At 41.5% G+C, this 24,506-nt stretch carries 22 protein-coding genes and 3 pseudogenes; 23 read left to right on the plus strand and 2 right to left on the minus strand.

Annotated elements, in window-relative coordinates; all coding sequences use genetic code 11:
- The first annotated feature begins 309 nt into the window (after positions 1 to 309).
- The 6 genes and pseudogenes from AT864_RS12665 to AT864_RS12680 all read left to right on the plus strand — a co-directional run bounded on the left by AT864_RS12665 (position 310) and on the right by AT864_RS12680 (position 4,707).
- The gene (locus AT864_RS12665) at positions 310 to 636 is read left to right on the plus strand and encodes a PadR family transcriptional regulator (RefSeq protein WP_066149381.1); all 327 of its coding nucleotides are present in this window, start codon (positions 310 to 312) and stop codon (positions 634 to 636) included.
- A gap of 5 nt (positions 637 to 641) precedes the next feature.
- On the plus strand, positions 642 to 1,628 hold the full coding sequence (locus AT864_RS12670; RefSeq protein WP_066149384.1) for a permease prefix domain 1-containing protein: 987 nt from the start codon (positions 642 to 644) through the stop codon (positions 1,626 to 1,628).
- A gap of 332 nt (positions 1,629 to 1,960) precedes the next feature.
- Positions 1,961 to 3,456 (plus strand): annotated as a pseudogene (locus tag AT864_RS12675) (TIGR02677 family protein).
- Between the two features lie 47 nt (positions 3,457 to 3,503).
- Positions 3,504 to 3,732, plus strand: a pseudogene (locus AT864_RS17680) (DUF2398 family protein); the annotation flags it as partial.
- Positions 3,672 to 3,869, plus strand: coding sequence for a hypothetical protein (locus AT864_RS17965; protein ID WP_197431022.1), 198 nt, complete (start codon positions 3,672 to 3,674; stop codon positions 3,867 to 3,869). The pseudogene AT864_RS17680 and the gene AT864_RS17965, both read left to right, overlap by 61 nt.
- An 88-nt stretch (positions 3,870 to 3,957) precedes the next feature.
- On the plus strand, positions 3,958 to 4,707 hold the full coding sequence (locus tag AT864_RS12680; RefSeq protein ID WP_066149387.1) for an HNH endonuclease: 750 nt from the start codon (positions 3,958 to 3,960) through the stop codon (positions 4,705 to 4,707).
- Between the two features lie 709 nt (positions 4,708 to 5,416).
- Here the strand turns inward: AT864_RS12680 and AT864_RS12690 are convergent.
- Entirely contained in the window at positions 5,417 to 5,764 is a 348-nt protein-coding gene (locus tag AT864_RS12690; RefSeq protein WP_044741662.1) for a hypothetical protein, read from the minus strand.
- A gap of 320 nt (positions 5,765 to 6,084) precedes the next feature.
- On the opposite strand from AT864_RS12690, the gene AT864_RS12695 reads away from it, so the two are divergent.
- From AT864_RS12695 to AT864_RS12775, 16 genes are all read left to right on the plus strand, one after another.
- On the plus strand, positions 6,085 to 7,332 hold the full coding sequence (locus tag AT864_RS12695; protein WP_066149390.1) for an NAD(P)H-dependent oxidoreductase: 1,248 nt from the start codon (positions 6,085 to 6,087) through the stop codon (positions 7,330 to 7,332).
- Positions 7,333 to 7,368: 36 nt separating this feature from the next.
- A complete protein-coding gene (locus tag AT864_RS12700) occupies positions 7,369 to 7,794 on the plus strand; it encodes a transcriptional regulator GutM (RefSeq protein WP_231734651.1) in 426 nt (141 codons plus the stop codon).
- A gap of 25 nt (positions 7,795 to 7,819) precedes the next feature.
- On the plus strand, positions 7,820 to 8,347 hold the full coding sequence (locus AT864_RS12705) for a PTS glucitol/sorbitol transporter subunit IIC (protein WP_044741664.1): 528 nt from the start codon (positions 7,820 to 7,822) through the stop codon (positions 8,345 to 8,347).
- A 50-nt stretch (positions 8,348 to 8,397) separates the two neighbouring features.
- On the plus strand, positions 8,398 to 9,429 hold the full coding sequence (locus AT864_RS12710) for a PTS glucitol/sorbitol transporter subunit IIB (protein ID WP_044741665.1): 1,032 nt from the start codon (positions 8,398 to 8,400) through the stop codon (positions 9,427 to 9,429).
- A gap of 20 nt (positions 9,430 to 9,449) precedes the next feature.
- Positions 9,450 to 9,809 carry a PTS glucitol/sorbitol transporter subunit IIA gene (locus tag AT864_RS12715; RefSeq protein WP_044741666.1) on the plus strand — a complete coding sequence of 120 codons (360 nt, stop codon included), beginning with the start codon at positions 9,450 to 9,452 and terminating at the stop codon, positions 9,807 to 9,809.
- Positions 9,810 to 9,871: 62 nt separating this feature from the next.
- On the plus strand, positions 9,872 to 10,801 hold the full coding sequence (locus AT864_RS12720) for a sugar-binding transcriptional regulator (RefSeq protein ID WP_231734652.1): 930 nt from the start codon (positions 9,872 to 9,874) through the stop codon (positions 10,799 to 10,801).
- 299 nt (positions 10,802 to 11,100) lie between these two features.
- Positions 11,101 to 12,081, plus strand: coding sequence for a pyruvate dehydrogenase (acetyl-transferring) E1 component subunit alpha (gene pdhA / locus AT864_RS12725; RefSeq protein ID WP_044741667.1), 981 nt, complete (start codon positions 11,101 to 11,103; stop codon positions 12,079 to 12,081).
- A gap of 15 nt (positions 12,082 to 12,096) precedes the next feature.
- Complete coding sequence (locus tag AT864_RS12730) at positions 12,097 to 13,080, plus strand: alpha-ketoacid dehydrogenase subunit beta (protein WP_066149393.1); 984 nt, start codon at positions 12,097 to 12,099, stop codon at positions 13,078 to 13,080.
- Positions 13,081 to 13,097: 17 nt separating this feature from the next.
- Entirely contained in the window at positions 13,098 to 14,435 is a 1,338-nt protein-coding gene (locus tag AT864_RS12735) for a dihydrolipoamide acetyltransferase family protein (RefSeq protein WP_066149396.1), read from the plus strand.
- A gap of 14 nt (positions 14,436 to 14,449) precedes the next feature.
- Complete coding sequence (gene lpdA, locus AT864_RS12740; RefSeq protein WP_066149398.1) at positions 14,450 to 15,832, plus strand: dihydrolipoyl dehydrogenase; 1,383 nt, start codon at positions 14,450 to 14,452, stop codon at positions 15,830 to 15,832.
- 302 nt (positions 15,833 to 16,134) lie between these two features.
- Entirely contained in the window at positions 16,135 to 17,082 is a 948-nt protein-coding gene (locus AT864_RS12745) for a sugar-binding transcriptional regulator (protein ID WP_044741671.1), read from the plus strand.
- Between the two features lie 952 nt (positions 17,083 to 18,034).
- Positions 18,035 to 18,502 carry a PTS sugar transporter subunit IIA gene (locus AT864_RS12750; protein ID WP_044741672.1) on the plus strand — a complete coding sequence of 156 codons (468 nt, stop codon included), beginning with the start codon at positions 18,035 to 18,037 and terminating at the stop codon, positions 18,500 to 18,502.
- A gap of 36 nt (positions 18,503 to 18,538) precedes the next feature.
- On the plus strand, positions 18,539 to 18,814 hold the full coding sequence (locus AT864_RS12755; protein ID WP_044741673.1) for a PTS sugar transporter subunit IIB: 276 nt from the start codon (positions 18,539 to 18,541) through the stop codon (positions 18,812 to 18,814).
- A gap of 21 nt (positions 18,815 to 18,835) precedes the next feature.
- Positions 18,836 to 20,167: a PTS galactitol transporter subunit IIC gene (locus tag AT864_RS12760; protein WP_044741674.1), complete on the plus strand. Its 1,332-nt coding sequence runs from the start codon at positions 18,836 to 18,838 to the stop codon at positions 20,165 to 20,167.
- Positions 20,168 to 20,894: 727 nt separating this feature from the next.
- Positions 20,895 to 21,440, plus strand: a complete 546-nt coding sequence (locus AT864_RS12770; RefSeq protein WP_044741675.1) for a hypothetical protein — start codon at positions 20,895 to 20,897, stop codon at positions 21,438 to 21,440.
- A gap of 28 nt (positions 21,441 to 21,468) precedes the next feature.
- On the plus strand, positions 21,469 to 22,329 hold the full coding sequence (locus AT864_RS12775) for a fructosamine kinase family protein (RefSeq protein ID WP_369815560.1): 861 nt from the start codon (positions 21,469 to 21,471) through the stop codon (positions 22,327 to 22,329).
- Positions 22,330 to 22,399: 70 nt separating this feature from the next.
- Here AT864_RS12775 and AT864_RS12780 read toward each other — a convergent pair.
- Positions 22,400 to 22,908, minus strand: a pseudogene (locus AT864_RS12780) (alpha/beta hydrolase); the annotation flags it as partial.
- Positions 22,909 to 23,060: 152 nt separating this feature from the next.
- Here AT864_RS12780 and fumC point away from each other — a divergent pair.
- Positions 23,061 to 24,449: a class II fumarate hydratase gene (gene fumC / locus AT864_RS12785; protein WP_044741677.1), complete on the plus strand. Its 1,389-nt coding sequence runs from the start codon at positions 23,061 to 23,063 to the stop codon at positions 24,447 to 24,449.
- Positions 24,450 to 24,506: the final 57 nt, after the last annotated feature.

Raw genomic sequence — 24,506 nt, forward strand, 5'->3', positions numbered from 1 at the left:
CTATTAGAAAAAATTTGTTCAAATGGAAAAAATACATTATTTTTGTTTAATATAATTAGGAATGTATTTAATAAAAGAGGCGTTTTATTCGGAGATAAAATGATCATTTATACCATGAGGATGAAGAACGCTACGCCACATCACCACTTGGATGCAAGAATCATTCAGTGGCTTCTATGTCCTGTGTGGAATATATGCGAAGGTTTAGCACGATTAATGTTTTTCTTACAACAAAAATACTTTACCTGTCGTAGTATGTGTGTTATAGTTACTACGACAGACAAAGTATTTAAGGCGGAGGCGGATAAGTTGATCAGCAGTGACGTCATACGAGGGTATAATGATACGATCATTTTGTGTTTGCTGCTTGACGGAGCATCTTATGGCTATGAAATTTCCAAACGGATCCGGCAAATCACAAAAGAAAAATATTTGATTAAGGAAACCACGCTTTATTCGGCTTTTGCCAGATTGGAACGGAATGGTTTCATCGAATCGTTTGACGGGGATGAAAGTTCGGGAAGGAAGCGCATTTATTATCGGATTACGCCGAAAGGAAGGGCTTATTATCGCGAAAAATGCGAAGAATGGCGGCTTACACAGGAAGTGATCAATCATTTTATTAAGGAGTGGTGAGGAAGTTGGAAACCATTTTAGTCTTTCTCGATCAAATGTTTGCCAGCATGCCGAAAACGGAAGAGGTGCTTCGGCTCAAGCAACAGATTTTGCAAGGGATGGAAGAGAGATATGCGGAGCTTAAGCAGGCGGGGAAGTCTGAGCATGAAGCGATAGGCATCGTGATTTCAGAGTTTGGCAATGTGGACGAACTGGCCGCTGAACTGGGCATCTCCACCTCGGGCGAAGTGCAGGATCAGCCTTTGCCAGTACGGAAACTAACGGAAACAGAAGCATACGATTACATGAAAGCTCGTAGAAAAACCGGCTTGTGGACAGGACTCGGCATCCTGTTGTGTGTTTGCGGTGTGTCCTTCCTGTTAGTTATGCTTGCGATATTTGAACAATCGTCGCGTAATACGGTTTATAACGGAGGCATAGAATTAGGAACGATATCGGGATTATTAGGGATGTTTCTGTTGGTGGCATTAGCGGTGGGACTTTTCATCTACAGTGGCATGCAAATGAATCGCTTCGAGTGGTTAGAGGAAGGATTCCAGCTTCCAAACACGTTGAAACTGGAATTGCGATACCGCCAGGAACGTCAGGGACCGGCCTTTCGTATGGCGGTTATCTCCGGAGTTTGTTTGCTTATTCTGTCGCCAATCTGGATTTTGGCTGCCATCTATTTTTCCGAAGAATATACACTTTACGGTGTAGCCTTCTTTCTGATTATGGCAGGAATCGCGATATTGTTACTAGTTTATTATGGAAATATTCGAGGTGCCTATACAAAGTTGCTGAAGGAACCTGTCGTCATAATTGAACAAAAGGAGGAGGATCGTGTTATCGGTATGGTGGCTTCCATCATTTGGCCACTGGCGACGGCGCTATTTCTGTTTACAGGATTCGTGTTTGATCAGTGGTATATCAATTGGGTAATATTTCCGATTGTAGGCATTCTGTTCGGAGGGTTTTGCGGTGCCTATACAGCCAGTCGACGCAAGGCATGATTTTCTGTTTTTAGCACGGGATGCCGGATCCATCCGGCATCCCGTGTTGGTGTTGGATGAATGTTGCCGAGCCAAAGATCATTTCTTTGTCTTTGGCGATGTTCGTTGTTTCTGAAAAGCCCTTTAGGATGAAGAGGAACTTCGGCCGCTATTTGTCCTCTACTATGCAAAGCGGGAGACCATCAACATTTCAATATATGAACGGGCCGTTTGAAAAAGCACTCATGATGATGAACTGCCGATATGAAAAATGTAAAAAAACCTTAAAAATTTTTCCTTCTCTTCTCTAGAAATCTATTACAATAAGAACATCATTCATAAGGGGATGGACAATGGATTCTTCATGGCTGAAGCCGATTTCTGAGGCAAAGTATTTGGCAGCGGACAATGCTTATCGCTATCGGGCGATTTTGCGATATTTTTATTGGCAACATGAACGAATGAGACAATACTTGTTTCCTGAAGAAGTATTGGCTTTTTTAAAAGGACATGAGCCGTTTCAGAATTATACGGAAGAGGATCTTCAGCAGGATTTAGATCAGCTTGTCAAATGGAAAAACTTAATTGCTCGGCAAGAGACGGTGCATATTCGCACAATTGAAGAATTTAAAAAGAAACGGTTTCGTTATCAATGTAGCCCTTACACGGTTGAAATTGAGAGGATGATCCGCACCTTAGAAAAGCTGGGGGATTCATTCGGAGGATCTTTAGAAAAAACGCGTTTTGACCGTTTATACTCTTCACTTGTCCGCATCGAAAGTATGATAAAAAATAATTTCCAAGAAAAACGAGAAGAGATGAATCAAATTTGGGAAGAAACCTTCGATTATTTCAAAAAAATCATTCAAACTTCGGCCGATTACATCGCATATCTTAACAGTGAGAACACGGAAGAACAGATGATGTCGGAAGCCTTTCTTGTCTATAAAGAAAAATTCACGACATATTTACGAGATTTCATCGTCGCTTTACAGAAAACATCGTTAAAATTGAAAAATTGTTGGAAGAGATCGCAGAAGATGATGTTCATAAACTAGTCGCAGTCGTTGCTGGTTATCAAATGACGATTCCACGATTAGAAGAAATGGAAGTGACGAAAGAACAACTGGAAGAAGATTTATTAGAAAAATGGAAGGGCCTAAAAGAATGGTTTTTAGGCAGGGAAGGACGGGAAAGTGAATTATATTTTCTGCAGCACCAGACGAATGAAGCGATTCGCCGCATGACCCGGGTCGTGCAAAGATTGGGGGAACGTCATCACAATTTTCGCAGCCGCAAGAAAGATTTTCTTCATTTAGCCAAGTGGTTTTCCGAGCTTCCAAGTTTGGAAAATGCCCATCGATTTTCCTCTGTCGTTTTCGGCTGTTTCCATACAAAGCATCTCATAACAGAGAACGACGCAACAGAAAACTTTTATCGCGACATTTGGGAAGAAGCAGCAACAGAATGGACGGTAAAGCCTCGCGTTCGCCATTACCGTGAAAAGAAAAAACCGGAAGCGATTGAAACTCATGAAAAAGAGAAACAGGAGATGAAGGAGAAATTTTTGCTGGAGAAAAAACAAGAGAAGGAAGAACTAGAGAACCTTATTCAAGGCAATAAAATTGTATTGCGAGAGTTGCCGGTAATTGAACCGCATATTCGAAAAACTTTGTTAAGCTGGATCGCAAAATCAATGACAAAACAAGATGGAGTCGTAAAAACGGAAAATGGGTGGAAAGTGAAAATCTTGCAAAAGGATGCGTCTCTGATTGAATTAAAAGCTGCTGACGGTACACTTACGATGCCGAATTATGAGCTTTATGTCCTCGAAAAGGGAGAGTTGTGACAGCGGAAAAGACGGAGCAAGGGTTTGATGAAAAAGCAAAAGAAGCCATGACAGCCCTGTTTGAAAACTTCTGGATTGTCCGGGACAGAGCTTTATCAAAAGATTAGAGAACGTGAAAAAGTATTGAAACGTTACTTGCAAGAAAAGTTTGGATATCGGCTCATCATTCACCGTTATTTTGAGAATCTTTATAAAATTCTGGCTGAGCCAGAATCGTGGATGGGTATTCAAGATTTTCAAGATCTATTGGATTATGCCTTGTTTTGCTGTCGCTTGACCGGGTAGAGAAACTAGAGACGGTTACGCTTGAAGAATTGCAGCCGATCAAAGAGAAGATGCGAAAAATAAAAAAAGCCGGGTATCAAGAAGAAATCTTGCAGAAGCTTTATGAAGGAATTGGTTACCATATGTAGGAGAAGGTGAGGACAAGCTTTCATTTAGGAGATGGGGAAGTCGCTAGCAAGCATGTCGTTTGTTTTCTAGAGAGAGGGGGAGAAAAGAATGAAGGTATATAATGATCCACTTGATATTTCCGTTCATCAGTGGCTTCAATTGTTGAAAGACCCGGAAGTTTTTCGCACAGAAGATATAGTGCTCATCTTGACGGTTTATAAACAGAAGGATTCAAAAGCGACAGGCAGACAAGTAGCAAAACTTTTAAACAGAGTAGACCATCGGGGATTTAATTCTCAATTGGGTCGTCTTGGAAGGAGGATACGCAAACGATTGCCAGGGATAACGTTTCCGCAAAGAGAAGATGGTACGATTCGATGGTGGCATATTCCCTTTTTAGGAGAAGAATATCGGAATCAATGCTTTTGGCAAGTGAGACCTGAATTAAAAGAAGCGGTCCGTCTTTATGAGTTTGAGGAAGAAACGGAGCAGAAGAAAATGTTTCTGATGCCAGAAGAACAGGAATTGGACCATGTGGAATTATATGAAGGCAGTAAAAAATTAGTAGCCGTCAATCGCTATGAACGGAATGCGAAAGCAAGACAGTTGTGTTTATCAAAGTATGGATACCGATGTTCGGTTTGTGACTTTGATTTTGAGGAGTTCTATGGAAGGATCGGTAAACACTTTATCGAAGTTCATCATCTCAAACCACTAAGTGAAATCAATGAAGAGTACAAAGTTAATCCTTTTGAAGATTTACGGCCGGTATGTCCGAATTGCCACGCCATGTTGCATAAAGCGAATGTTTCGATTGAAGAATTAAGACGCATGATTTTGATCCGTTCGTTAAGATAAATATGGTCTTTCTCTAAGTTGAAATATGATGATGTAAAACAATAGTTTCCCCCAACTAAAAAGACACGATGTATCTAGATACAATTAAAAACAGGATGTTGATGCATTCATACTATTTATTTTTTGTATTAAAAATGGACAAGCGTGAATATATGAAATTTAGGGAAGACAAAAGCTGGAGGGGATAGAAATGGATTTTGCTTTCTTCATTATTACTTATGTTTTATCTGTTTTCCATTTTGCATATGGATATAAAGAAGCTATAAAAATAAGTGCAGAAACCGGAAAAGTCAACGGTTGGTCTGTTATTTTTTCGTTTCCACTCGGATTGATATTTGCATTTTTTACAAACTTTTTTTATCACAAAATATATTGATCAATTCAACCAACAGATTGTTTCAGCGCCTGTCACCATTCGAATGGTGCTGTTTAAGGATAAAAGATCTTAAAACAGATAAAATGATTTCAGAATATGAATATCCAACACTTGTACCTCGAAGAAATGTTTCAATAAGGATTTTAGATCCTATTATGGATATATATTTAACACTCTGCTTGTATTTAATCGTATCTACTAAATACAGTTGTTAGACAAATGCGAAATTTCCTGTTTGGTAGCCGTGGAGAATACCTTTACCTTGCAGGAAATTTCGCTTTTTCTTTTTATCGAGAAGGTCAGCAGGAAAGAGGGAGATGAAGATTGAACAAGCTACTTTTCTCGTTTCTGCTGCTCTTTAAAGGCTTTAAAAACATCTCTTGTTTGCTTCATATATTTATAAATGCTGTAAGGCTTTTTTATGATTCGGACAGGAAGGGAAAGCAAAAATTTACTGAGGTCGCTTCGATATTCCTCTGTGATCTCTGCCGGTTTATGAACAATTTTTTCATATACCTCATGATAAAATTCATGTAATAAATCAATCTTTATTTCAACGGAGTGATGGCAGTGAACACATTCAATCTTTGAGATTTTATCGTTAATGTAAGTAATGACGTGGTCTTGCTCCTCGTTGCAATGAATGCAAAACAACACCGCTTCTATTTCTTTAATTTCCACGTTCTTCACCTCTTTTTATGAAGGATCAAATCCTTCTCTATATTAAGTATATTATTCAAGTCTGGCTTCTTTTCCTTCTGTAAAATGTTTCCGACACTCACAATTGATAAAAACTCCTCGAGGATTGAAATCATTATAACCAAATTTCAATAGGTATTTCAAAGTATAAAAAGTTTGAAAAATAATTTTAAGAATTTATTGACTTTTTGAACAACTAGGATATAATGATGATAATAATCTATTAACAAATGTTATTAGTCGTAACAAATGTTACGAGTGCGTGCACATACGTTAAAAAACGCTTTGAAGGAGCTGGAAACATGTCCGTTTATCAAGAATTGCTTGCACGGGAACGTGACGGTCAGCCGATTAAAGTAGGGGTGGTTGGCGCAGGTCAAATGGGATTTGGGCTGATTTCGCAAATCTCGCGCATACCTGGCATGGAGGTTAGAGGAATTTGCGATGTCAATATGGAGGCAGCAGAAAGAGCCAGCAGCTATTATCAATCGAAAGTAACGAAAAAACATCCTGTTCTTGTCAGCAGTGATTACCGCAAAGTCATTCAATCGGATGAAGTGGAAGTGATTGTCGATGCGACAGGGATTCCTGAAGTCGGCGCCAATATTTCGCTGGAAGCATTGAGATCGAGAAAACATTTAGTACTGCTTAACGTCGAAGTAGATATTACAATTGGTTCTATCATGCACAATTGGTTTACGTCAGCTGGGTTGGTTTATACAGGATCGGCGGGAGATGAGCCGGCAGCCACGCTTGAACTGTATGAGTTTGCGAAGACGATGGGCTTTGAAGTACTGGTTGCTGGAAAAGGGAAAAACAACCCGTTTATTCCAAACGCCAATCCGGATACGTGCAAGGAAGAAGCTCTTCAAAAACGGATGAGCGCCCATATGCTTGCGGCGTTCCAGGACGGCACAAAAACGATGGCGGAAATGAATTTGTTAAGCAACGCTACAGGCCTTATTCCAGATAAAATTGGGATGCATGGCGTGGAGGCCCATTTGGAAACGGTTGCCGACAAGCTGAATTTACAAGAAAACGGCGGTGTTTTAAACCAATTCGGAGTCGTTGAATATGTAAAAGGGTTAGCACCGGGCGTATTTGTCATCGTGAAAAGCGAATTAGAACCTGTGGATGCCGAATTAAGGTATTTGAAAGTTGGCAAAGGTCCCCATTACGTTCTTTACCGGCCTTATCATCTCGCAAGTTTAGAAACTCCGATCACCATTGCCAAAGCCGTATTGCATCACGATACGTCGATTCATCCATTAGGCGCGCCCGTTTCAGAAACAGTCGCTGTCGCCAAGCGCGATATCCAGGCAGGGGAAGCCATTGATGGCATTGGCGGCTACTCGGTAAGAGGCGTGCTTGAAACTCATCAAGAGATGAAGAAAGATTCGCACATCCCCATCGGTTTAATCAGCGGAAAAATTATCGCCAAACGCCCTATTAGACAAGGCCAATTTTTAACATTGGATGATGTCGAGTTAGATCCATCCACCACTGTTTGGAAATTAAGAGCTCTACAAGATCGTTTGTTTTCAAACTAAAAATGCATGTGTCAAGCGCAAAGGAGGTGATTCTTTTTGAAGCTTGCCATCATTTTATCGATGATTTTGCTGATTCAATATGTGGCAACGATCATACAAGTCAGACATTATCAAAAATATGTCGGCAAAATTGTAAGCCGTTACAAAGGCAAAGAAGGCTATTTTTTGTACTCTGGCATGAACAGACGAAAATTGAGTCCCGGCGCTGTGGCTATGATTGTGGTGAACAACGATTATGTGATAGAAGATTGCTATATTCTCAAAGGGGTTTCCGTTTTTTCGAAGTTTAAAAAATATGAAAAATACATTGGGCATCACGTAGCGAAAATTTTGGATGATCATCATGAATGTGTAGAAAAGACTGGAGGAAGGAAGAAGCAAATCCCTTCATTTTTGGCGGCTTTGTCAATGGCAGCCGAAAACGCGATGGTTTCCATTTCTAAGAAAAAGCTTTCCATATAAAATGCCCGGAAAGGAGAAGTGAAAGATGGAATGGTTAAAATGGATTGGTGAACATTTTATCGGAATGTTTCAGGCCGGCGGAGAGACGTTTATGGGAATGTTTACAGGAATTATCCCGACTTTAATTGTTTTACTTACATTCACTTATGCCGTTATTAAATTTATTGGGGAAGAGCGGGTCAATCGAGCGATCCAATTTGCCTCAAAGTATATGCTGTTAAGATATACGGTCATGCCGATATTGTCCGTATTGCTATTAACAAACCCGATGTGTTATACGTTCGGACGATTTTTGCCAGAAAAACAAAAACCGGCGTTTTATGATTCTGCCGTATCATTCGTTCATCCGGTAACAGCGCTATTCCCATATGCGAACGCAGGCGAGCTATTTGTCTATTTAGGAATTGCCAATGGGATCAAAGAGGCCGGCTATTCGATGTCAGAACTTGCTGTCCGCTATTTTCTCGTAGGGATTGTTGTCATTTTATTGCGAGGAATCATTACCGAATATATTACCAAATTCTTGGCGCGCAGAATGGAAGCAAAATCTTAACATAGGGCAAAGATGAAAGCGAATTCAAATGTTTAAGAGGAGGAGAAATGATGTCAAAACAAGCTGTTTTTGTTGCCAAAGGTTCAGGCGGCTGGGGAAAAGGCTTGCGCATTGAGCCGCAAGGAAAAAAACAAAAAGTTGTATCGATTACGGGCGGCGGCATCCATCCTGTAGCAGCGAGAATAGCAGAGTTAACTGGCACGGAAGCGATAGACGGCTTTAAACATTCCGTTCCAGAAGATGAAATGATGTGCGTGGTGATTGATTGCGGCGGAACAGCGAGAATCGGCCTGTATCCAATGAAAAGAATCCCGACCGTTGATATTCTTCCGTCTTCTCCTTCTGGTCCGTTAGCGAAACACATTACAGAAGATATTTTTGTATCAGGCGTTACCGTGAAGGACATTTATCGAGCGGATGAAGCAGAAGAACAAGCGGTTCAGGCGGATGCTTTGGGAGCAGAAAACTTGGAAGAAAGACCGGCATTCGATGTGAAGGATAAGGAAGCCTTTCGCTCTCAATATGAACAAGTGAAAAAAGAATCCCGTGAGCATAATGAAAATCTATTTATGAGGTTTTCAAGGGGAATAGGAAAAGTAACCGGCACTTTTTATCAGGCGGGCCGCGATTCTGTTGATATGCTGATTAAAAATATTATTCCATTTATGGCTTTTGTCAGTATGTTAATCGGCATCATCAATTATACGGGAATCGGTGATGTGATTGCCAATACTCTTTCTCCTCTCGCCAGTTCTTTATGGGGATTGATCATCATTGTTATCGTATGTACCATTCCGATTCTGTCGCCGGTATTAGGTCCCGGAGCGGTGATTGCGCAAGTCGTTGGGGTGTTAATTGGAAGCCAAATTGCAGCAGGCCATATTCCGCCGCAGTTTGCTTTGCCGGCTCTATTCGCTATTAATGGCCAGGTGGGTGCGGATTTTGTCCCTGTCGGTCTGTCTCTTGGCGAAGCAAAGCCGGAAACGATTCAATACGGCGTGCCAGCGGTCTTGTACAGCCGCTTAATCACGGGAGTTCTTGCCGTTTTAATCGCATATGCCGCAAGCATTGGCATGTATTAATCATTCAAGGAGGATAAAAGATGTCAAAAACCATTATTCGTGAAATCGGTGCACTCGTCTCATCATTTAAAGAAGAAAACCTATTAATTCTCTTTGGACTTCACGCTCCTCCAGAGCTAAGAGAGATATCGGTTATTCACGAATTTGCCGGTGAAGTGCCAGATGAGCCTCTAATTGAAGGCGGGAAAATCATTTGGAACGATCAAGAATATTCCATCACGGCGGTCGGATCAGCAGCAAACAAAAATTTAAAAGAACTGGGCCATATTTCTATCTATTTCTCCGAGCCGAATGAACATGTGCTTCCTGGAGCGGTTTTTGTTGAGCCTTTCGCCTTCCCATCGCTCGAAGTCGGGAAAGAAATTCGCTTTGAGAAATAACCAATTCTTTCGTTGATTATAACAAAATACAGTCTAATTTTTGATAGAAAGAAGGGGGACTGTTGGAAGATAGAAGGCTGCTTGTGAAAATATCCCATATGTATTACTTGGAAGGAGCGACCCAATCAGAAATCGCCAAAGTGTTCGGTGTAAGTCGATCATTAATCTCAAAATATTTATCAAAGGCGAGAGAAGCAGGAATTGTGGAAATAAAAATTCATGACGGCTCACACCATCCTTTTATGAATATAGAAGCAAGGATTGAGAAAAAGTATGGGCTTCGGGAGGTCATTTGCGTTCCTAACCTGGGAAATGGCACAGATTTAGACAGTATTGGAACATATGCAAGCCGTTATTTATTAAGGATCTTGAAAAATGGGCAAATTGTCGGAGTTTCTTCTGGCACCACCTTGCTCTCCTTAGCAAAGCAGCTGTCAGCCAAGCTCCCTTATGCCTCTACCACCTTTGTTCCGATCGTAGGAGGCATGGGAGATGAACGGGTAGATATCCATGCCAATGTTCTTGTTTCTATGTTTGCCGAAAAATTAAAAGCCCATTATAAATTCCTTCATGCTCCGGTAATAGCCGACAGTAAAAAAGATAAGGAATTGTTTATGTCCCAATCATCGATACAAAGTGTTTTTGAACTTGCTGAAAAAGCGGATATCATCCTTGTGGGAATCGGCGGTTCACCTAAACACTCCACCATTACGAGATCAGAGATTGGCAAAAAGTATCGGCAATATTTTAATGAACTCGATGCGGTCGGTGATATTTGCTATAAATTTATCGATGAAAATGGAAATGCTCCTTCGAATAGCTGGAATGATAAAATTATTTCTTTCGACATTAAAAAATTAAAAAAAATCCCGTTTGTGATCGGAGTAGCAGCGGGGGTGGAAAAAGTCGAAGCCATTAAAGCCGTTTTAAATGGGAAATTAATCAATGTGCTGATCACAGATGAAAAAACAGCAGAAATGCTCGGGTCCTAAAACGCATCCTCTGTGTAAAACACGAGGGTGTCCAACACATCAATTTTATATGCTTTTCATCTTTGCTCAGTAGCTGTGCTGTCGTAACTGCAAACATGACAGCCGCTTTTTTTTTTTTGCACGAAATATGATAACAGATCTCCTGATTTTTTCAGCGCGAAAAAACAAGCTCAAATACGTTTTCTATTTTGAAATTTCTAGTAAAACTCACGTAGATATTCCTTGACTATTTTCAGAAAAAACTTTATATTTATTACAAAAGTAAATATAAAGAACAAATGTAAAGGGAGAGTGTAAAAATGAGCAATCATGCACTTCCAGCATTTATAACAGATGAAAAATTAGTTGAATTGTATAAACAAATGTGGCTCATTCGATATTTTGATGAGAAGGTGGACCAATTTTTTGCTAAGGGGATGATTCATGGAACGACACACCTTTGCGTCGGACAAGAAGCGACGGCAGCTGGATCCATTGCGGTTTTGCAAGAGAAAGATAAAATTACGAGCACGCATCGAGGCCACGGTCATTGCATTGCGAAAGGGGCATCCGTCGATAAAATGATGGCCGAACTGTTTGGCAAAGTGACCGGATACTGTAAAGGAAAAGGTGGCTCTATGCACATTGCCGACGTGGAAAAAGGAAACCTTGGCGCAAACGGAATTGTCGGCGGCGGCATCCCGTTGGCCGTCGGCGCGGCATTAACTTCCAGGATGAAAAACGAAGGCTATGTTGTCTTGTGCTTTTTCGGAGATGGTGCAGCCAATGAAGGAAGCTTCCATGAATCCCTAAACCTTGCTTCCATTTGGGATCTTCCCGTTGTGTTCATATGCGAGAACAATCAATATGGAATGAGCGGGTCTGTCAAAGATATGTTCAATATTGAACATATCGCCGATCGGGCACAGGCTTACGGCATTCCCGGCAAGGTCATCGACGGAAATGACATGCTGGAAGTGATGAATGCCGTTTATGAAGCGGTTGAATATGCCAGATCAGGAAAGGGGCCTGTACTGATTGAAGCCAAAACCTATCGATGGAAGGGCCACTCCAAAAGCGACGCCAAAAAATATCGCACTCGCGAAGAAGAACAAGAATGGAGAAAAAAAGATCCGATCAAAAGATTCAAAGAGTACTTGATGGAAAAAGGAGTATTAACAGAAGAAAAGGCCGAACAGCTGCGCGAAGAAGCGTTCCGGGAAATTGAAGACGCTGTCGCGTTTGCCGAAAAAAGTCCAGAACCGTCGCTCGATACATTGTTGGAAGACGTTTATGCGTAAAGGGGGAGAAAAGCGATGCGAGAGATCACGTATTTAGAAGCCGTTCGCGAAGCGATGAGTCAGGAAATGAGAAAAAATCAAGATGTTTATTTATTAGGAGAGGATATCGGGGTTTACGGCGGCGCATTTGGTGTCACGCGAGGAATGATTGAAGAATTTGGACCGGAACGTGTGAGAAATACGCCGATTTCGGAAGCAGCTATTGCCGGTGCGGCCGTCGGATCAGCGTTGACAGGGATGCGGCCGATTTTGGAGCTGCAATTTTCCGATTTTATCACGATCGCGATGGATCAGCTTGTGAACCAAGCGGCCAAACTCCGATACATGTACGGAGGAAAAGGGAAGGTTCCGATGGTGGTAAGAACTCCTGCTGGATCAGGTACAGGCGCAGCTGCCCAACATTCCCAAAGCCTAGAAGCATGGATGGCTCATATTCCCGGGCTAAAGGTCGTACAGCCGTCAACCGCTTATGATGCCAAAGGATTGTTGAAGGCGGCGATTAATGATGATAATCCCGTGATTTTCTACGAACATAAGCTCCTTTACAAAACGAAAAGCCACGTTCCAGAAGAACCATACTCCATTCCATTAGGAAAAGCAGACATGAAACGGGAAGGAAAGGACGTAACCATTGTTGCCACAGCGATGATGGTGCATAAGGCATTAGAAGCGGCAAAAGAGCTTGAAAAGGAAGGGATTGACGTCGAAATTGTCGATCCGAGAACACTTGTCCCGCTTGATGAAGAGACGATCGTCGAATCGGTGAAAAAGACAGGACGAGTGGTCGTTGTCCACGAAGCGGTCAAACGTGGAGGATATGGCGGTGAAATCGCAAGCATCATTGCAGAGAGCGAGGCTTTCGATTATCTCGACGCCCCTATTAAACGGCTTGGCGGGCTGCCTGTTCCGATTCCTTATAACCCGAATTTAGAAAAAGCGGCTGTCCCGCAAGTACCAGATATTATCAAAGCCGTAAAAGAAACGGTCCAATTTAAATAAAAAGGGGGGAAGAACCGATGGCCAAAGAAATTTTTATGCCGAAGCTGAGCAGTACGATGGAAGTCGGCACACTCCTTCAATGGTTGAAAGAAGAAGGTGAACCTGTTGATATCGGCGAACCGCTCTTTGAAATTATGACCGATAAAATCAATATCGAAGTGGAGGCCTATGACAGAGGAATCCTGTTGAAAAAATATTTCCAAGCCGATGATCAAGTCCCGGTCAATCAAGTGATTGGCTATATCGGCGAACGAGGGGAGGCTGTTCCTGAAGAGCCGCCGATTTTATCAGAAGGAGCAACCGAACCATCTGGTCAAAAGACGGAACCGTCTGCAATAAGCGAGGACGCTGTCGAAGGGAAAAGCAATGAGAATGGAAAGGTACGAGCCACACCTGCCGCCAGACGCTTAGCCAAAGAAGCGGGAGTCGATTTGCCAACGATTTCGGGAAGCGGTCCCAAAGGCCGCATCCACCTGAAAGATGTGCAGCAATATTTAGAAACGGAAAAGGAACAGCCAAAAGCATCGCCGCTGGCAAGAAAAATGGCCGAACGTGAGAATATCGATTGGAAGACGCTTCAAGGATCAGGAGCAGGCGGCAAGGTGATGAGCCGGGATGTGATCCATGCTGTTCCAGCTCAAGCGTCAGGACAAAAGCAGGAGCAGCATGAAGTCCGGAAGAAGCTATCTGGATTGCGGAAAGTGGTGGCCGACCGCATGGTACAAAGCGCCTTTACCGCTCCCCACGTTACATTAACCAGCGATGTGGATATGACAAAAGCGATCGAAATGAGAATAGCCCTCCTTCCGACTGTCGAAACACAAACAGGATTTCGTTTAACGTATACGGACATTCTCATCAAAGCGGTTGGTACGGCTTTATCACGCTTCCCTGAAGTAAACGTCCATTTGGAGCATGATGAAATCATTTATAAAAAGAATGTCAATGTTGGAGTAGCCGTTGCGGTCCAAGACGGTTTAATAGTGCCGGTCATTAAACAAGTGGAACAGAAAGGGCTGGCGGCCATTTGCGCGGAAGCAAAAGATTTAAGCAAGCGCGCGAGGGAACAAAAACTCCGGCCCGATGAGCTGAAAGGCTCTACTTTTACGATTAGCAATTTAGGCATGTATCCGATTGATGCATTCACGCCGATTATTAATCAGCCGGAAATCGCGATTTTAGGCGTAGGCAGAACCCAAGAAAAACCTGTGGTTGTCAATGGGGAAATCGCCATCCACCCAATCATGACCGTCAGCTTGTCTTTTGATCATCGTGTCATCGATGGCGCGCCCGCGGCGGAATTTTTAGCTGAAGTCAAACGCATTCTCGAAAACCCGTATGAAATGATTTTATAAGGAGGAGGTTCCATTTGGCACAATCGTATGATATCGCGGTCATCGGCGGCGGTCCGGGAGGCTATATGGCGGCTTTTCATGCTGCTCGTCTTGGAAAAAAAGTCATGCTGGTGGAAAAGGAGTTTTTAGGCGGCACCTGTTTAAATAGAGGCTGCATTCCTTCTAAAACATGGTTGAAAAACGCTGAAATTATAGAATCCATTGAGTTGTCCAAAGAATGGGGCATTCAAACGGGCAACCTCACGATTTCCTTAGACAAGATGAAAAAGCGGAAAGATGACGTCATCTCCCGTCTCCGCCAAGGGATTGCGCTTTTGTTAAGGCAAGGAAAAATTGACGTATATCAGGCAGAAGGCTTTTTAGAAGAAGGAAATACGGTTCAATTGATTGCAGATCAAAAAGAGGAACGTGTTCAAGCGGGTAAAATCATTGTGGCGACCGGCTCATCTCCCTCCATTCCTCCGATCGCCGGGCTAAACGATGTTTCTTTTTATACAAGCGATACCATTTTTGAAATCGACAAAATCCCAAGCTCCCTCACCATTATTGGCGGCGGCGTGATTGGCGTGGAGCTGGCGACGGTTTTTTCTCGTTTTAAAACACGAGTGACCATTATTGAAATGGCTGGACGGATGATCCCGACCGAAGATGCGGACGCCTCCAAAGCGCTTGCTCAATCGCTGCAAAAAAAAGGAGTACGAATGTTAACAAATGCGAAAGTGACACGTGTGCAAAAAAATGGAGACAAAATCATGACGGAATGTCTCAATGAAAAAGGCGAATCCGTGTTGGTCGAAGGAGAGGCGCTTTTAGTAAGCGTTGGCAGGAAGCCTAATTTATCTGCGGTTCAGGGGTTAAAACTGGAGCAAAACGGACCTTTTATTCAAGTAAATGAAAAAATGGAGACGAGCGCTTCCAACATTTATGCTGTCGGCGATGTCATAGGGGGATACCAGCTGGCGCATGCAGCCTATATGGAAGGGATCGTTGCTGCTTCGAACGCAGCGGGATACGAGCGGAAAATGGACAATCAAGTGGTTCCGCGCTGTATTTTCACACTTCCGGAAGTGGCCAGTGTCGGATGGACGGAAGAAGAGGCGAAACGGAAAGGGCTTGCGGTGAAGACGGAAACATTCGATCTTGCCGGAAATGGGAAAGCGTTGATTTCCGGCAACACATCAGGATTTGTCAAAATCGTCTATGACATGAAATATGGAGAAATCATCGGCGTCACCATGGTCGGCCCTCACGTAACGGAAATGATTTCCGAAGCGTCTTCTTTCATATTTCTAGAAGGCACGGTCGAAGAAATGGCCCGTATGATTCACCCGCATCCAACGATTTCTGAATCGTTTTTTGACATCGCAAAAAACATTATAGATAAAAGTAAAAAATAATAGTGTGGTGTAAAAAGGGATTATTTACAATTGTTCTATGGATCGAACAAAATGTAAATAAGCTCTTATTTTTTTGCTTTTAAAAAAGTAAATGGAACATAAAAGCTTTTTATTCATCTGATGATATGTTTATTATAGAATTATGTAAGTAATCAGATAGATCAAATGACATCGCAAGTGTTGATAATCCATTATTTTATGAAAAATGTGGAATGATTGAGCTAGGAATCAAGCAATGTCAACGGGTTTTTTATGGGTCATCAACACACCTGAAATGGTATGAAAAAAGAAGAGGTGAGGAAATGTTAGAGTGGGAAGAAAGAAGGCAGCTTGTTAAAGTGGCTACATTGTATTATATGGAAGGGTGGACGCAAGAACAAATCGCGAAAAAAATAGGAGTGTCAAGACCGATTATTTCCAAAATGCTGCAGCGTGCGAAAGAAGTGGGAATCGTAGAAATATTTATTAAAGATGAAAGTGCCCATACCGTTGAATTGGAGCAAAAATTGGAGAAGCATTACGGATTGAAGGATGCGGTTGTCGTACCGACAGTAGGATTGACACCTGATATGGTGAAGCGGGCTGTAGCGCGTGCGGGCGCTTATTATCTCTCTAAAAATTTAAAGTCGGTGAAAAGGTTAGGGATTTCGTGGGGAACGACGCTTGCAGAACTAGTGAAAGAATTTCCGTATATTCGCAAAGAAGAGTTAAAAATTATTCCGCTTGAAGGAGGGATGGGAAGAAAATTCGTTGAAATTCATGCGAACCAGCTTGCCCACGAATTGGCTAAAAAAATGAGCTGTACCTGTCTTTATTTATATGCTCCAGCCATTGTTGAGACAGAAGAATTAAGGGAAAGATTGTTATCCATGCCAGATATCGAAGCCGTGCTTGAAGAAGGTCGGAATATCGATGTTGCCATCATTGGAATCGGCAATCCGCATAAATCCTCCACCTTGCGTAAGCTAGGTTACTTGAAGGATGATGATCTGCACTATTTGCGTAAGCTGGGTGTCGTGGGTGATATCGGATTTCGATTTTTTGATGAATCTGGTAATGTCATTATCAATTCATTCACCAATAAAGTGATTGGCGTTTCCTTAAGCGAATTAAAAAAGGTGAACCGAGTGATAGCGGTTGTTGAAGGAATTCATAAACTTGAAAGTATAAAAGGAGCACTGAACGGAGGCTTCATCAATGTTTTAATTATTGATGAGCAGACTGCTGCAGCGATTGTTGAAAATTGGTGAAAAATTTCATGGAAAACGATTTTTACTTGGGTCCATTCATTAATATACATTTACAAAAAACCTTCATAAAGTAGAGATTTGACCAAACGATTGAGGAGGTTCATGTATCAGGCTTCAGCTTACTAATGATTCACCAAGTTTTTACAGATAGAAGGACCGAGACTCTATTACTCAACATGGATGATGAGGGATCACAACCGTATCATCGATGAAGGAATGGCCGGAACGCTAACGGGGGCTTCATCCGCTCAGCTTTTATCCGAAGCATTGGGCGACAATGAGCCAAAATCTGTGGGATGAAACCATTCTTCTGTAGGAAAAGGCAATAGGGGATGTTCCGTTGTCTCAATGGTCAAGCCTAAATAAAGACCTTCTTGAGCGACGATACCGCTTGATCTTATGATCGAAGGAGGCGGCTTCTATTGCTCGCATATGGTTCATTCGTTCGTCTGAGACATCTACCTGTTGGCTCATGGTTCATATGATGAAACAAGCCTCTCCATTAGTGTTTCGGCTTTACGACAAAGCTTTTAGGTGATTATGGTGTATTATGGAAAACGATCGTACGTAGCAGCTTGCTTAAAAAGAGTTGTCATCTCCATGTTCAAGAGCGATCGCCTATTTCTATTCAAAAGGCATCAAAAATTTGGCGATCAGACTGGCATTCTGTCGTGAGGAAAAGAGCTATTGCCCTTATGAAATTTATGATAGCGAAGCGAAACAAGCGAGTCCTATTGATATCAGCAAAAAGCTGTTCGATGTAACAGATGCAACCAACATACGAATCTATCGTTTTTTTTACATTTCAACCGTGAATTTGGTTTTATGTATTGACACGAGAAAGCGATTACAAATATAATTAAAACAAAATTAACTAAATAGAACAAATGTAAAAAGTCAGAATTATCATTTTTTGCGCGATTGTGTTTCAACCTAACTAGGGGGAAGGTTCATGAATTCGATTGAAAAAATCATTCACGAAAATTGTGTGTTGTTAAATGTCGAAGCGTATGATCAACATGACATTCTTTCTCAACTCTCGGATGCTTTATATAAACAAGGTTTTGTTAAGGATACCTTTAAGCATGCTGTTTTAGAAAGGGAAGCCGAATTTCCGACTGGATTGCCATTAGTTTCAATCGGTGTTGCCATTCCGCACACAGATGCTTACCATGTTGCTCGAACGGGCATAGGAGTTGCCATCTTAAAGAAACCTGTAGAGTTCTCTGTAATGGGAAGTCCTGATGATAAAGTACATGTATCTATTATTTTGATGCTTGCGATGAACGATGGCAAAAAACAAATCGAACTCCTGCAACGTTTAATGGAATTTTTTCAAAAAGAAGAAAAATTGCTTGTTTTAAAAGACATGAAAAACGAGAAAGAAATCGCTGCCTATTTAGAAACTGAAATATTTTGAAAATAGAAAATATTGATGATTAAGGGAGGAATAAAAATGAAAAAGGTGCTTGTCATTTGTGGAACTGGAGTTGCAACATCAACAATGGTGATCAATAAGCTAAAGGAATTTTTTGCAGAAAAACAAATCGATGTTCAGCTTTATCAATCAAAAGTTTCGGATATTTTATCAACCGGAAATGATTATGATGTCATCATATCGACAACCGTTGTTCCGCCAAGCATTAAAACAAAGGTTGTTAATGCCGTTCCTTTACTAACAGGAATAGGAAAGGAAAAGGTATTTAACGATATATTAGAAGCATTAAAATAATCAATGAGGGGATGGGAGTATATGGATTTCATCCAAAAGATTGTTGATTTAGGCCCTACAGTCGTATTGCCTGTCATCATTTTTTTATTCGGTCTTGTTTTAAAAATGAAACCGGGGCGTGCCTTTCGGGCAGGTTTAACCGTCGGAATTGGCTTTATCGGTGTGAATTTAATTATCGGCTTGCTCGTGGATAATTTAGGACCTGCCGCAAAAGATATGGTTGAAAGGCTAGGGATTGATTTAAGTATTATTGACGTGGGTTGGCCAGCTACTTCTGCCATTGCCTTCGGATCAACTGTAGGTGCCTTGGCAATCCCTATCGGATTAATTGTCAATTTCATTTTACTCATTGTAGGCTTGACAAAAACGCTGAATATTGATTTGTGGAATTTATGGCATATTGCTTTCACAGGTGCGCTCGTCAGCATTATGACCGACAGCTTTGCGATGGGAATTGTAACCGCCTCTGTACATGCCATTGTCCTCTTAGTCCTTGCTGATATGTCACAAAAACATGTAGAGAAATTTTATGGCTATCCAAACATTTCTTTTCCCCATGGAACGTCTACACCGTATATTTTGTTTGCTTGGCCTTTAGAAAAGCTCTTCAACATGATTCCCGGGTTTAAAAATTTAAAAGCTGATCCTGAATCGATTCAAAAAAGATTAGGAATTTTAGGTGAATCGACAGTATTAGGGCTGATATTAGGTCTTATTATCGGTATTTTAGCAGGATGGAATGCAAAAGAAGTGTTGAATTTAGGAGTATCGACTGCAGCTGTTATGCTTCTTTTACCGCGGATGGTCTCCATTTTAATGGAGGGACTTGCGCCCGTTTCAGAATCTGCCAGCGAATTTGTAAAATCAAAATTTCCTGGCCGCGAAGTATTCATAGGGATGGACAGTGCTTTGGCAGTAGGACATCCAGCAGCAATCGCCTCATCTTTGATCATGGTGCCGATTGTCTTATTACTAGCCATTATTGTACCTGGCAACAAAGTATTGCCATTCGGTGACTTGGCAACGATCCCATTCATTGTCAGTATGATGGTTCCGATTTTCCGGGGAAATGTTATTCGAACCGTGGTAGCAAGCACGATTGCATTAGGGTTTGGTTTATTGCTAGCAACCTATATTTCCCCTCTTTTCACACAAGCAGCCAAAAATGTAGGTTTTTCTTTCCCAGAAGGAACGAACTCCATATCCTCGCTTGTTGACGGGGCGGTTCCAACGACTGCGATCTTCTTATTCGGGGCAAAGCTAGGGTACATTGGCTTGATTATCATTGCATTAATTGCTCTAGCAACCGCTTATTACATCAATAAAAGGCCCAATAAAACAAACGAATCATAAATGGGGTTCATCCTTTGCTTTTTACAGCAAACGAAAACATGCAGCTTCAACTTCCAAACGATTCAGTTTCGAAGTTGAAGTTTTTTTTTTGCGGAATGTTTTGGCGGTTTCTATGTTGCTGCTCAATTAAAAAACAATCAGCATAGAACGTTTTGCAACAGCTCATCAAAAAGCAGTTACATATGATAACAAATGAATGGATAGCGAAGGAACCTATAAGCAGACGGACAATGGATTGAAAGACATATGTGCTGAACGGATGATGCGGGGTGGAAAACTTTCTGTACCCCATTTCAAAAGTGACAGTGAGCAACATTCTTGGGGGGAAGCTATTTTTTTATGCCTTTTATCAGTAAACCCTCTGTAATCCAATCTCTCAATTTAATATTGGTTTCTTTTCAAATGATTGTAGCCTCATTCGTTGAGAACTCTCCCGCCTCTTAACGGGGCGAAGGTGAGGAAGCTGCAATAAATAGATGTTCTGCATGTAAGCGCTCATTTTCTCTTCTAGAGATCACCTTTTCTTCTTCATCAAAAAGGCTATTGACTCCGAATGTATGTTGATGGAGCAGTCGATCTCGTTTTTTATCGCGTTCTTCGGACATTTGTTGGTTCATGTGTTCCAAACGTTTTTTTATGAAAATGGAGAAGGCTTCCTGTCATGGTCTTCAAACCATTTGCTTAATCTGTACTTTTTTAGTACGATTGTATTAAAAAGGAGAAACAGATGAATTGGATCGCATGGTTCATTATTGCCTGTGAAATCGGATTTTGGGTATTCATTATTGCTGGCCTATTTGCAAGATATGTTTTTAAGCAACAAAAGCTAGGAATCTATCTATTAGCGATGTCACCTATCGTCGATCTCGTTTTACTTATCGCTACGAGTTTTGATTTATATCGTGGAGCAACAGCCACCATTGCCCACGGTTTGGCTGCCGTATACATTGGCGTTTCGATCGCTTTCGGGAAAAGCATGGTACGCTGGGCGGATGAGCGATTTCAATATTACGTGGCAAAAACAGGGCCAAAACCAGTGAAGCGTTACGGTCTCGACTATGCAAAGCATTATTTTAAAGGCTGGATTCGGCATGTTTTATCTTATATGATCGGTTGTGGTATGATAGGAATAATTGATTGGTTGATTGACGATATCGAACGAACGGCTGCCCTCGTTCAAATTGCAAAAGTTTGGACAATTGTGCTCATCGTCGATTTTCTCATCTCGATCTCCTATTTTATCTTTCCAAGAAAAAAGCCTGAAGAAGGATAAATCGTGAATAGCAAAGGATATGGTCCATATGCATTCTATGTTATCCAAAGCCATCCAAACGTATTTCGATACAAGCGAAATCGTTACATGGAAACAAGTTTATGGCGGCGATATCAATGAATCTTTTTACATTCGGACAGCTTCCGGCTCCTATTTCATAAAAATTCAAGCAGCGCCGCCTCCACGCTTTTTCCATTCTGAAAAAAGCGGATTAGATACGATTCGTTTAACGAAGACGATTTCTGTTCCAAACGTGTTTCATGTTTATGAAGATGGCGAAATTGGCTGTTTAATTTTAGAATGGATATCCGGGAAGAAAACTGAACAAGCCGCCGAAAAACTTGGAAATCTGCTCGCCCTCATGCACAACCATACAGGAGAAAAATTTGGTTTTGCGAACAATGGTTACATTGGAAAGCTGCCGCAACCGAATCAATGGTTGGATTCATGGATCGATTATTATCGAACATGCAGGCTGCAACCTCAAATTCGTCTTGCTGAAGAAAAGGGATTGTTACCCCTTTCCATTTTCAAAAAGTTAAATAAGCTGATGCAAGAGTTAGAGCAATGGATACCAGAAAAACCAAAAGCCTCTTTGCTTCATGGAGATTTATGGAGCGGAAATTGGATGGCGGGGGAAAATGGCGAACCGTATCTCATCGATCCTTCTGTTTTTTATGGACATGATGAATTTGAGCTCGCCTTTACCGAATTATTTGGCGGGTTTCCAGCCGGCTTTTATCATGCTTATCAAGAAGTAAATCCTTTATCCAAAGATTATGAAGATCGTAAAGAACTTTATCAATTATTTTATCTGCTTGTTCATCTCAATTTGTTTGGAAAAAGCTATGTAAATGCGGTAGAAAGAATCGTTAACCGTTATGTTTAACCGTGTTCACCTAACAACATTTCGTCAACGATTTCATTCTACCTTTCTTATTTATTGCTTAACCGTATGTTTATACCCATTCAGCAGCCTGCCGGACTTCTTGCCATGTAAGCTGATGGGCCGGTGTTCATCCAATGAATGGTTACCTTGGACTTTGCCTTCTAGTTCCTCCGTTTCTGACCGGAGGCAGAGCGGATTATTCACACCCGCGGCAATAAATACGGACGTACCGGTTAAATCAGGAAGTTTGTTTCCTCTTCTTGGCATCATTGGATGATGCAGCAAGACCCCTTTTAAAGTCCCTTTAAAATGAAACAATAAACTTCCTGCTATATTAGCTCCGTTGGAATATCCAAATGCCACGATATTTCCGCGGTTCAATTGATAGTTTGCCTCTGCTTCATCTAAAAAGTCGTTTCGTTCTTTCGTCCGCTTAATCAAATCGGCCTCATCAAAAACTCCTTCCGCCAAGCGCTTAAAAAATCGCGGCATTCCGTTTTCTAAAACATTTCCTCGAACACTGAGTATGTTCGCTTGTGGATCGATATGCTCAGCTAATGGCAGGAGAGCTTGTTCGTTAATTAAAATATCTCAAATTCAGAGTAATATTGACGGATTATTCCCTATTTGTCAAATTGTTTTGTAAGCTACATCTTAATCATTTGAAACCAGAGGCTCATTTCCTTTATAGTAAACATAGAAATCATCAATATATGGGAGGAATTCGATCGATGGAATATCGGATAGAAAGAGACACAATGGGTGAAGTGAAAGTTCCAGCGGATAAATGGTGGGGAGCCCAAACACAAAGAAGTAAGAATAATTTTAAAATTGGAACAGAAAAAATGCCAATCGAATTAATTCGCGCTTTCGCCGTGCTAAAGAGAAGTGCCGCCATCGTTAATGAAAAACTAGGAAAACTAAGCAAACCTAGAAAAGAGGCGATCGTTTTTGCTTGCGATGAAATTTTAGCTGGGAAATTAAATGACCATTTTCCGCTTGTCGTTTGGCAAACCGGTAGTGGAACGCAGTCGAATATGAACGTGAATGAAGTGGTAGCGAATCGCGGAAATGCCTGGTTAAAAGAACAAGGAATGGATGAAAAGATTCATCCGAATGACCATGTCAACATGAGCCAAAGCTCAAACGATACCTTTCCGACAGCCATGCATATTGCGAGTGTCCTTGCGATCAAAGACACTTTGCTTCCGGCATTAGAGCGCTTACATACAACGTTCGTTGCGAAAGAAAAAGAGTTTCAACATATTGTAAAAATCGGTCGTACTCATCTCCAAGATGCCACCCCGCTTACACTCGGGCAAGAAATTAGCGGCTGGGCATATATGCTGCAGCGTTCCAAAGAGATGATTATGGAATCTACTGAAAAGATGAAAGCCTTGGCGGTTGGGGGAACGGCTGTAGGAACAGGAATTAATGCTCATCCAAAGTTTGGCGAGATGGTTGCCGAAGAGATTTCGGCTTATACAAAAGAAACGTTCACTTCGTCAATCAATAAGTTCCATGCTTTAACAAGCCATGATGAAATCACCTATGCCCACGGTGCTTTAAAAGCTTTAGCTGCCGATTTAATGAAAATCGCAAATGACGTTCGTTGGTTGGCAAGCGGCCCTCGTTGCGGAATCGGGGAAATTACCATCCCTGAAAACGAACCGGGCAGCTCGATCATGCCTGGAAAAGTAAACCCTACACAAAGTGAAGCACTCACCATGGTAGCGGTTCAAGTGATGGGAAATGATGCGGCGATTGGTTTTGCCGCAAGTCAAGGGAATTTTGAATTAAATGTTTTTAAACCGGTCATTGCTTATAATTTCTTGCAATCCGTCCGTCTGTTAGCCGATGCGATGGATTCCTTTAATACGAATTGCGCCGTTGGCATTAAACCAAACGAAAAAGTGATACAAGAATACTTGAATCAGTCTTTAATGTTAGTAACAGCCTTGAATCCTCACATTGGCTATGAAAATGCGGCGAAAATTGCCAAACATGCTCATAAACATAACTTGTCCCTTAAACAAGCGGCCATTGAATTAGGAGTGCTAACGGAAGAACAATTCGATCAATATGTTCGTCCTGAAGAGATGATTCATCCAAAAGCGTGATCAAAAAGTAGCTTTCTAACGTCTTAAAAGTCCAAGCCTCACTTATTTTATCGCGTT

Origin of the sequence: Anoxybacillus sp. P3H1B (genome assembly GCF_001560855.1) — a bacterium.
Classification (GTDB): Bacteria; Bacillota; Bacilli; order Bacillales; family Anoxybacillaceae; genus Anoxybacteroides; species Anoxybacteroides rupiense.